Annotated in this window: 2 protein-coding genes; one reads left to right on the top strand and one right to left on the bottom strand. The window is 68.6% G+C overall.

Going from position 1 to position 11292, the window contains the following annotated elements; all coding sequences use genetic code 11:
* Positions 1-110: 110 nt before the first annotated feature.
* A complete protein-coding gene (locus tag ACE3TQ_RS16230) occupies positions 111-8771 on the bottom strand; it encodes a GH36-type glycosyl hydrolase domain-containing protein (RefSeq protein ID WP_374583322.1) in 8661 nt (2886 codons plus the stop codon).
* Positions 8772-9050: 279 nt separating this feature from the next.
* Between ACE3TQ_RS16230 and ACE3TQ_RS16225 the strand changes: the two genes are divergently transcribed.
* Complete coding sequence (locus ACE3TQ_RS16225; RefSeq protein ID WP_374583321.1) at positions 9051-11249, top strand: TonB-dependent receptor plug domain-containing protein; 2199 nt, start codon at positions 9051-9053, stop codon at positions 11247-11249.
* Positions 11250-11292 lie beyond the last annotated feature (43 nt).

The following is an 11292-nucleotide window of genomic DNA, read 5'->3' as shown; positions in this document are numbered from 1 at the left end:
TTTAAACCCGCCCGCCTGGTTCCCACCCCCGTTTGGGGGCTCGGGTACAAAACCCGAAAACTGGGCCCCCTGGCCCAACTGTGCCCTTTTTCCACCACCTGACCCCGAATTTAAGCGTTGATGTCGAGCTCGTAGGTGGCGCCGTCGTCGCGCAGGGGGATTTCGGTCGGCGTGGCCGGGGCCGCGCCGCTGCGGGTGATGCGCAGGGTGTAGCTGCTGCTGCCGTGGCGGTAGCGCAGCGTGTAGCCGGGCCAGGCGGCGGGCAGGCGCGGGGACAGCAGCAGCTTGTCGCCTTCCTTCGTCACGCCCAGCAGTGACTCGAGCAGCAGGCGGTACATCCAGCCGGAGGAGCCGGTGTACCAGCTCCAGCCGCCGCGGCCGACGTGCGGTTCGACGGCGTAGACGTCGGCCGTCACCACGTACGGTTCGACCTTGTAGCGCGCCACGCTGTCGGCGTCGGCGCCGTGGCGCACGGGGTTGATCATGCGCATCAGCTCCCAGGCGCGCTCCACGTCGCCCATGCGGGCGAAGGCCATCACGGTCCAGATGGCGGCGTGCGTGTACTGGCCGCCGTTTTCGCGTACGCCCGGCACATAGCCGCGGATGTAGCCGGGGTTGAGGTCGGCCTTGTCGAACGGCGGGTCGAGCAGCTGGATCAGGCCGAAGTCGCGCCGCACCAGGCGGGCTTCCACCTGCCGCATCGCGCCTTCCACCCGTGCCTTGTCGGCGGCGCCGGTCAGCACGCCCCAGCTTTGCGAGATCGAGTCGATCTGGCATTCCTCGTTCTGCGCCGAGCCAAGCGGCGTGCCGTCGTCGAAGTAGGCGCGCCGGTACCATTCGCCGTCCCAGGCGTTGGCTTCGATGTTGGCGGCCAGCTTGCGCGCTTCGTCGCGGCATTCGGCGGCGAAGGCGGCGTCGTCGCGCCGTTCGGCTACTTCGGCGAAGCGCTGCAGCACTTCGATCAGGAACCAGGCCAGCCACACGCTTTCGCCTTTGCCATGCTCGCCGACCTTGTCCATGCCGTCGTTCCAGTCGCAGGAGCCGATCAGCGGCAGGCCGTGCGCGCCGAAGCGCAGGCCGTTGCGGATGGCGCGCACGCAGTGTTCGTACAGGTCGCCCGTGTGCGCCGAGCGGCCCGGCATGTCGTAGTAGGAGTCCTCCTCCGGCGCCACCGGGCGGCCTTCCAGGTAGGGCGCTTTTTCGTCCAGCACCGTCAGGTCGCCGGTGGCGGAGACGTAGCGCCAGGCGGCCAGCGGCAGCCACAGGTAGTCGTCCGAGCAGTGCGTGCGCACGCCGCGGTCGGACGGCGGGTGCCACCAGTGCTGCACGTCGCCTTCCACGAACTGGTGCGCGGCGCACAGCACGAGGTGCTCGCGCAGGATGTCGGGCCGGGTGTGCACCATGGCCATGGCGTCCTGCAGCTGGTCGCGGAAGCCGAACGCGCCGCCGCTCTGGTAGTAGCCGCTGCGCGCCCACATGCGGCAGGCGATCGTCTGGTACATCAGCCAGCCGTTCACCAGCACGTCCAGCTCGGGCTCCGGGGTTTGCACCTGCACCGCGCCCAGCACCCGCTCCCAGTGCGCGTGCACGTCGGACAGGGCTTGCAGGGCGGCGCCGCGTCCGCCGTGGCGCTGCACCAGGTTGGTGGCGTCGGCGTTGCGCCGGCCGCCCATGCCCAGCACGAACACGATCTCGCGCTCCTGCCCCGGCTGCAGTTCGAACGGGGCCTGGATCGCGGCGCAGGCATCGAGCCCGGCGCCGGCCTTGCCGGACAGGCGCACGCGGCGCAGCGCGGCCGGGCGCGCCAGGCTGCCGTTGCGGCCGATGAATTCGGCGCGGTCGCAGGTTACCGTGCGCACCGAGGCGTCGGCGTTGAAGAAGGCCACGCGGCCGGAGAATTCGGTGTTGTAGGCGTTGCGCGCGAACAGCGCGCCGCTGACCGGGTCGATCTCGGTCACGATATGCATGCCGAACTTGGCGCGCATATCGCCCAGCACCCATTCCACATAGCCGGTGACGGACAGCTTGCGCGCCGTATCGGACTGGTTGCGCACGCGGATCACGGTGTAGCGCACCGGCGCATCGAGCGCCACGAACGTGGTCATGCTGCTGGCGATGCCAGCTTCGGCGTACTCGAAAGTGCTGTAGCCGAAGCCGTGGCGCGTCAGGTAGCTGCCGGCGCCGGGCGCGGGCAAGGCGCTGGGCGACCAGAAGCGGCCGGTGCTTTCGTCGCGCAGGTAGAAAGCTTCGCCGCTCAGGTCGGACACCGGGTCGTTATGCCACGGCGTCAGGCGGAATTCGTGCGCGTTTTCCTGCCAGGTGTAGGCCTGCCCGCTTTCCGACACCACGCTGCCGAACTGCGGGTTGGCCAGCACATTCGACCAGGGCAGCGGGGTGCGCTGCCCGGCGCCGCTGGCGATCACGTATTCCTTGCCGTCCGGCGTGAAGCCGCCCAGGCCATTGGCCAGCAGCAGGTCCGGCGGCAGCGCCACGCCGGCAGCGGCGTCGCGCTCGCGGCCGGCCGTTTCCGCGCGCGGTTCGGCCAGCAGCGGCGGCATGCGCAGGGTCGGCGCCACGCCGCGCTTGAGCTGCTCGGCCAGGGTGCCGCGTTCGTCGCTCAGCACGGCGCGCGCCACGGTCTGCAGCAGCACCCGGTCTTCCGGGGCGATGCCCTCGGTCGGGCGCACGAAGATGCCGCCCGGGCGGTCGATCGCCTGCGCATCCAGGCCGGAGGCGATCAGGCCCATGATCTGGTCGTGCAGCGCCTGGCGGTAGCCGGAGCGGTCCTCGTACCAGATCACCAGGTCCACCACCAGCCCTTTCAGGCGCCAGTAGGCGTGCGCCTGCACCAGCTGGCGCGCCAGCTCGATATTGGCGGCGTCGCGGATTTCCAGCAGCACGATCGGCAGGTCGCCGGAAATGGCGTAGGCCCACAGGCCGGACTGGCCGCGCTGGTTGCGCGCCAGGATGCCCGGTTCGGCGCGCAGCGCCGCGTTGGGGTAGATCACGTGGTTGGCCAGGCGCGCGTACAGCTGCGCCTCCGCCTCGCTGGCGTTGAGCTGGCGCAGCACCACCTGGCTGTGGGTCCAGGCCAGCTCGAACACGCGGTCGGCCATGTGGCGGTCCTGGTACTTGTCGATCAGGTACTGCGCCGCTTCGCGCGTGTCGGTCATGCCGGTCGCGACGTCGATGATCGAGACCTGGCCCGGCTCCAGCGCAATGCGGTAGCGGATCGCCACCACCGGGTCGAGCACCGAGCCCTGGCTGCCGGACAGCGGCCCCGGCTCCTGCAGCGCCAGCGGGCACTGCGCCGTGTTGCCGCGCCCGATGAAGCGCGCGCGGTCGGTCTCGTACGACACTTGCTGCACCTGGGCGTCGTGCACCGTCATCACATGCAGCAGGTAGGGCGTCTGCTCGCCTTTGCCGCGCGGGCGGCGCGTGCACAGGATGGCGCTTTCGTCGGGCACCACCTCGGTCTGCACGAACAGCTTGCTGAAGGCCGGGTGCGCGGCATCGGCCGGCGCCGGTGCCATCACCACTTCGGCGAAGCTGGTGATCTCGATGATGCGGCGCCGCTCGGAATGGTTGCTGATGCGCGTGCGGCGCATTTCGATATCGTCCTCCGGCGACACCACCATTTCGGTGTACAGCTCGATCTCGCGGTCGCTGCGGCGGAATTCGGCGCGGCCTTCGGAGAAGATCACTTCCAGCCGCTGCGGCTCGGCCAGGGTGGGCTGGTAGGTGGTGGACCAGAAGGCGCCATCCTCCACGTCCTGCACGTAGCAGAACTGGCCCCAGTTGTCGCGCGTGCTGTCTTCGCGCCAGCGCGTCACCGCCAGATTGTTCCAGCGGCTGTAGCTGCCGCCGGCGCTGCTCACCATCACGTGGTAGCGGCCATTGGACAGCAGCTGCGTCTCCGGCACCGGCGGCGTATGCTGGTGCAGGATGCGCATCGGCGCCGCCTGCTCCGGCACGGCGCTGCGCACCGAAGCCTGCTCCGCGCTGGCCGAGTGGAAGGCGCCGATGCGCGGGCTGCGCTCCTGCAGCACCAGCAGGGTCGATTGCAGCAGCGGGTCCGCTTCGAAGCGGCGCTGCATCGGCCGGTCGTTCAGCACATAGCTCAGGGCCAGCAGGCCCATGCCCTGGTGGTGCACCATGAAGGATTTGACGATGGCGTACTGCTGGCCGCGCGGCAGGCGCGCCGCCGTGTAGTCGATCGCCTCGTAGAAGCCGTAGCGGCCCATGAAGCCCATGCCGGCCATCTTCTGCAGGTTCTGGCACGACGCGTCGGCGTCGACCATCAGGCCCAGCATGGTGGCATAGGGCGCGATCACCAGGTCCTCCGCCAGGCCGCGCTTGAGGCCGATGCCCGGCACGCCGAAGGCGCGGTACTGGTAGTTCAGCGCGGCGTCGGTGGTGTTGTAGCCCGACTCGGAAATCCCCCATGGCACGTTGCGCTGTTTGGCGTACTCCATCTGCGCCGCCACCACCGAGCGGTAGGTCTGGTCCAGCAGGGTGTCGGGATAGGTCGGCATCACCAGCAGCGGCATCAGGTACTCGAACATGGAGCCGCTCCACGACAGCAGCACCGGCTGGCCGTGCACGATGCACAGCTGGCGCCCCATGGCGAACCAGTGCTCCTGCGGCAGCTGGCCCTGGGCGATGGCGACATAGCTGGCCAGCCGCACTTCGGAGGCGAGCAGGTCGTAGCAGCTGGCGTCCAGCCGCCGCTCGCTCAGGTTGTAGCCGATGGCCAGCAGCTTGGTGGTGGGGTTGTACAGGAAGCCGTATTCGACCTGGGCGAACTGGTTGGCCTGGTGCGACAGGCGGTTCAGCATGTCGAGCCGTTCGCGCGCGCGTGCCGCGCCCTGCTCCACCAGCGCCGCCACCTGCTGCTGGCGTTCGCGCTCGTCCGGCGCCAGGTCGCTCTGCGCGGCGCCGGGCAGCGGCCAGCCGGCCAGCTCGCGCAGGGTCGGCACGCGGTCCAGCGCGGAATCGTACTGCGCCTCCTGCGCCGCCGTGATCCACGGCGCCAGCTCGTCCAGCTCGTCGAGCGCGGCGCGGCATTGGCCGTGCAGCGCCGCCGCCCACGCTGCCAGTTGCGGGTCGAGCGGCGCGGCGGCCTGGCGCAGGAACTGTTCGCAGCCCTCGCAGGCACGCAGCAGCCAGGCGCGCTGCTGGCGCAGGCTGGCCGGCAGCAGCGGCGCCGGCGCGGCGATGGCCGCCTCCAGCGCGGCCAGCGCTTCCACCGGCACCCCGCCCGCCGTCGCCGCCGCCTCGCGCACCAGGGCGCAGGTGGTGGCCAGGCCTTGCGCCAGCTGCGGATGCACGATCGGCAGCTCGCCCACCGCCACCAGGCCGGCCTGCAGGGTCAGCAGGTGGCCGGCCAGGTTGCCGCTGTCGACCGTGGAAATGTAGACCGGGTGCAGCGGCTTCATGGACTGGGTGTCGTACCAGTTGTAGAAGTGGCCCTGGTGGCGCTCGAGCTGCGCCATGCTGTCCAGCGTGCTGGCGGTGCGCGCCGCCAGCTGGCTCGCCGTCAGGTAGCCGAAGTCGAACGCGGTCAGGTTGGCCAGCAGCGCCATGCCCATATTGGTGGGCGAGGTGCGGTGCGCCACCACCTGGCTCGGGTGCTCCTGCATATTGTCCGGCGGTAGCCAGTTGTCCTCCGGCCCGACGAAGGTCTCGAACCAGAGCCAGGTCTTGCGCGCCAGCTTGTGCAGGAACAGGTGCTGCTCCTCGTCCAGCGCCTTCTGCAGGCGCGCGATGGGCAGGCTGATCCACCATGCGACCAGCGGCGCCGCGCCCCACGCCACCAGGAACAGCAGCGCCGCCTCGAAGGCGCGCGGGCGCAGCACGGCCAGCCCGGCGCCGGCGCCCAGCGCCAGCAGCGGCGAGATCCACATGGTGCGCCAGTTGCTGGCCAGGCTGGTGCCGGCGCGCGACAGGGCCGAGGCACGCCATTGCAGCAGGCGGCGGCGCGACACCAGCAGGCGCCAGCCGGTGCGCACCACCGCATCCAGGCTGACATAGGCTTCATACGGCAGAAACACCAGCGTCAGGCAGGCGTGCGCGAACTGCAGGCCGCTGCGCTCGAGCGAAGCCGGCACGTGCTGGCTCCACAGCGTATCGGCCGGCTTGCGCAGCAGGTCGACCAGGGCGCTGGCCAGCGGCGGCAGGAAGATGATGGCCAGCACCGCGCAGGTCCAGAACCACGGGTGCGGCAGGCTGGCAAAAGCCATCAGCAGCGACAAGGTCAGCACCGGCGCCACCAGGCTGCGGCGCAGGTTGTCGAACAGCTTCCAGCGCGACAGGGCCGACAGCGGGTTGGCTTCGCGCCGCCCGCCGCGCAGCGGCACCTTGCGCAGCAGCCAGGGCAGCAATTGCCAGTCGCCGCGGATCCAGCGCTGGCGCCGGCTCACATCGTCGCGGTAGCGCGCCGGATAATGTTCGTACAGCTGCGCATCGCTCAGCAGGCCGGCGCGCAGGTAGCAGCCTTCCAGCAGGTCGTGGCTGAGGATGCGGTTGTCGGGCAGGCGTTCGCCCAGCACCTGCTCGAACACGTCGATATCGTAAATGCCCTTGCCGACGAAGGAGCCTTCGGCAAACACGTCCTGGTAGACGTCGCTGACGGTGCGGGTATACGGGTCGATGCCCGGCTCGCCGCCGCACAGGCGCTCATAGCGCGAAGCGTCGCGGCTGGGCAGGCTGACCGCCACGCGCGGCTGCAGAATGCCGTAGCCGGCCACCACGCGCCGCAGGCGCTGGTCGATGCGCGGCAGGTTGAGCGGGTGGCGCATGGTGGCGACGAACTGGCGCGCCGCGTCGCGCGGCAGCTGGGTGTCGCTGTCGAGGGTGATCACGTATTTGAACGACGCCAGGTCGTCGACGTCGCCCACGATCAGCGAGAAGGCATGCGCCGCGCCGCCGCGCAGGAAGCGGTTCAGGTCGGACAGCTTGCCGCGCTTGCGCTCCTCGCCCATCCAGGCGCCTTCGGCCGGATTCCAGCGGCGCGGCCGGTGCAGCAGCAGGAACGGCGCCGGCGCGTCCGGCTCCGTGTATTTAAGGTTGAGGCGCGCGATATTGGCGGCGGCGCGCTCGGTCAGCGCGGCGTCGGTCGGCAGGGTTTCCTCCTGCGCGTCGGCGAAGTCGGTCAGCAGGCAAAAGCGCAGGTTGGGGTCGCGGTTGGCCAGGTAACGCACTTCCAGCTGCTCGCACAGCTCGTCAACGTTTTCGCGGCTGAACAACAGGGTCGGCACCACCACCATGGCGCGCGCATCGGACGGCACACCGTGGCGGAAGTCCAGGCGCGGCAGGGGGCGCGGTTCAACAAACAGGGTGGCGGCCCAGTTCACCAGGGCCAGCGCCAGCTGGCTGCTGCCCATCAGCCCCAGCACGCCCAGCACCAGCAGCGCGCCGGGCGGCACGCCGTCGCGCCAGGCGCGTTCCAGCATCAGCGCGGTGGCGATCACCGACAGCGCGCCGATCGCGCCCAGGTAGGACAGCAGCGGCGACGCGCGCAAGGTGCGCTTCAGCGAACGCAGGGGCGGCAGGCGCACGCCGACCTGGCGCTCCAGCAGCAAGGCGCCCTCGCCCACCAGGTAATAGCCGATATGGTGCAGGCGCGGATCGTGGTCGCCGGCGCGGGCGCGCGCCAGCTCGAGCGCCTGCTGCGCCACCTCCTCCTCGGACGCCGGCGAGTAGCGCGCCATGCGCTCGACGCAATGGCGGTACTGGTCGCGCGTGGAGAAGTCCATGTCGCCGTAGGTGCCGGACGGGTCCTGCCGCAGCACCTGTTCGACCACACTCATGGTTTCAACGAACTCCTGCCAGTCCATGGTGCCGAGGAAGCGCAGGCTGCCGATGCTGTTGGCGATCGACACCTGCTCGGCCGCCTGCAAATGGATCTCGGCCTGGATCTGCTGCTCGATGGTCTGGCCCGATTCGGCCAGGCGGTAGGTGATCCAGTTCAGCGCCAGCGTCAGCACCGGGCTCTGGCCCTGCAGGCGGCGTGCCAGCTCGGCCACGAAGGCGCTGGTGATGGGCGGCTCCGAGCGCGCCATATCGGCCACCAGCAGGATCAAGCCACTCGGGTTCTTGTCGGCGATCTCGATCATCTGGTCGGCCCAGCTGTTGGCCAGGTCGCGCTGGAAGCGGTTTTCCGCCACGCGCGCCGCCACCCGGCGCAGGTTCTCGATCAGCGCCAGGCGCAGCATGATGGGGATGGCCCACAGCTCGCCCAGTTTCAGGGTGGCCAGCTCCTGGTAGGCCTCGACGAAGCGGCACAGGCTCTCCGGGTCGACGCGGCCGTCGCCGTGGGCGATGATTTCCAGCGCAATCTGGTAGACGCGCGGCGTGCCTTCCGGCGCGCCTTTGGCCAGGCGCGGCAGCTCCTTGCTGTAGCCCTTGGGCAGGTGGCGCCGCGCGGTGCGGATCTGGTCTTCGATCAGGTAGAAGTTATCCAGCAGCCATTCCGAGGCCGGCGTGACCTGGCGCCCTTCCTTGACCGCCTCGGTCAAGCCCTCGCAGGTCGAGCCGATCAGCGCCGCGTTTTCGCTCAGGCGCGCCAGCAGGCGGTCGCCGCCGCCGCGCGCGCTCAGCTCATGGCTGGCGGCCAGAGCGCGGCCATGGTGCTCCATCTGCTGCGCACTGAACAGTTCCGCACGCAGCGGCAAATCATCGTCCTCGCTGGCGCCCTGTTGCAGGGAGCCGGAGTCGGATTCCTTGAACCCGGCAGTTGCTGCCGGCCATAGATAAAGACGCTCTTTCAAGGGGGGCCTCGCATTATTCTTGGAGCTGCCGCGCAGACGGGCAGTATGTTCCAAGCAATGTTATGCAGGCGCACGACAGCGCACTGTTCGCTTGCGAACATTGCAGCTCATCCCGCGAAAATGACCGTCTGTCGCATTTGACTCACGGAAACAGTTGCCCATCTGTACAGTTAGAGACTCGAGCAATGTATCTGTTTGTATCAACGCCCCTTTAACTGAACAGCGAGGCTGCACCGCGGTGTATCCTGTCGCGTTTTCCAAAAAGCTATCGCCATTTGTATGAAAAAAATCGCCCTGCCCCTGCTGCTGATCGTGCAAGCCCTGAACACCGCCTACGCCCAGGAGCAAGCCACGCCCGCCCCTGAAAAGGTCATGCCGAAAGTGGAGGTGAAAGGCAGCGCGGCCATGGATATCCGCCGCAACGACACCGCCACCAAGATCGTGGTGACGCAGGAGGAAATCCTGAAAAATGGCGATACCAGCATCGGCGAAGTGCTGAAGCGCCTGCCCGGCGTTACGGTCGACGGCGTGCAGGGGCGCGGCGGCAATATCCGCATGCGCGGCCTGGGCGCCGGCTACACCTCCATCATGCTGAACGGCGAACCGGCGCCGCCCGGCTTCTCGCTCGACTCGCTGACCCCGGACATGATCGAGCGCATTGAAGTGATGCGCGCCGCCACCGCCGAGTTCAGCACGCAGGCGATTGCCGGCGGCATCAACATCGTGCTGAAGAAAGCCATCACCACCGCCCAGACCGAGATCAAGACCGGCCTGCAGTCGGACAACGGCCAGCCCGGCGTCAGCGTCAACCTGCAGATGTCGGACCGCAAAGGCCCATGGTCGTACTCGATCGGCGGCGGCTTCCTGCACGGCGACTTCAACCGCCCGGCGCACAGCATCACCGAAGCCAGCGGCGACGAGCCGCTGCTGCACCGCGGCGTGAACAGCAGCAAAGGCTGGTTCCGCAACTTCAACCTGGCGCCGCGCGTCAACTACGCGATCAAGCCGGGCGACGTGATCACCTCGCAAACCTTCATCGCGGTCAACCGCTTCAAGGGCACGAATACCGAGCGCATCCAGACCATTTCCGGCCTCGACCCGATGTTCAGCAGCCTGGACCAGAACATCCGCTCGGAAGCGGAAATGTTCCGCACCGACCTGAGCTGGGCGCACCCGCTGGGTGACGGCGCCAAGATCGACATGAAAGCCGGCGTCAACTACAACCACCGCAGCACGGAAGCGCCGAACCGCCAGACCGGCAGCGCCTGGGACCGCAGCCGCAGCGTCACGTCGTCCGCCTCCGACAAGGGCTTCACCACCACCGGCAAGTATTCCAGCCCGCTGTTCCCGGGCCACGCCCTGGCCACCGGCTGGGACATCGGCTACAGCAAGCGCGACGAAGACCGCATCCAGCGCGAAACCTACTTCCGCGCGCCGCCGGTGCGCGGCGCCGACGGCCAGCTGCAGCCGGCCGACCTGTCCAAGCTGCCAAAGAACTTGGACGAAGTATTCGCCGCCGACGTCACCCGCGTCGCCGCCTACGTGCAGGACGAATGGAACGTCACCGACCGCTGGTCCGTCTACTTCGGTCTGCGCTGGGAAGGCGTGAACATGAAGAGCAGCGGCAGCGATTTCGGCAGCGTCGACAGCAACTCCAGCGTGTTGAGCCCGCTGTTCCAGACCCTGTACAAGCTCGGCGAGAAGAAAAAAGACCAGGTCCGGTTCGGCCTGACCCGCACCTACAAGGCGCCCAATGTGGGCGACCTGATCCCGCGCCGCTTCACCTCCAACAACAACACCGCCACCACGCCCGACTTCATGGGCAACCCGGACCTGAAGCCGGAACTGGCCTGGGGCCTGGACCTGGCCTACGAACACTTCCTGGGTGAAGGCGGCGGCCTGCTGACGGCCAGCACCTACGCCCGCCGCATCGACGACGTGACGCGCCGCCGCGTGGACCTGATCGACGGCGCCTACGTCTCGCGCCCGGTCAACGCCGGCAGCGCCGACACCTACGGCATCGAGCTGGAAGCCAAGCTGCCGCTGCGTTCCCTGATGAAGGAAGCACCGGGCGTGGAAATGCGCGCCAACCTGACCCGCAGCTGGTCGCGCCTGGACACCGTACCGGGCCCGAACAACCGCCTCGACCAGCAGGTACCGCTCAGCGGCACCATCGGCGCCGACTGGAAGCTGGACAGCATGCCGCTGACGCTGGGCGGCTCCTTCAGCTACCAGGGCGGCGGCGAAGTGCGCATCTCCGACAAGCAATACGCGTACAGCGTACCGAAGCGCGCGCTCGACCTGTACGGCCTGTGGAAGTTCACGCCCAAGACCCAGCTGCGCCTGTCCGCCTCCAACATGCTGCACGAGGACAACCTGCAGCAATCGAGCTACGTCGAAGGCCTGAACCGCCGCAGCGACACGCTGATCAACCCGACCAGCATCCTCTTCCGCGCCATGCTGGAAATGAAGCTGTAAAGAAATTCGGGGTCAGGTCTGACAATCGGACAAATGGTGCCCT

Origin of the sequence: Pseudoduganella sp. (genome assembly GCF_041914865.1) — a bacterium.
Classification (GTDB): Bacteria; Pseudomonadota; Gammaproteobacteria; order Burkholderiales; family Burkholderiaceae_D; genus Rugamonas.
The sequence above is the reverse complement of the archived record's forward strand: the minus strand, read 5'-3'. Positions and strand labels throughout refer to the sequence as shown.

What these genes read in the sequence shown, in the direction of transcription:
- ACE3TQ_RS16225 (WP_374583321.1), top strand. Translation starts at nt 9,051, where the DNA reads ATGAAAAAAATCGCCCTGCCCCTGCTGCTGATCGTGCAAGCCCTGAAC.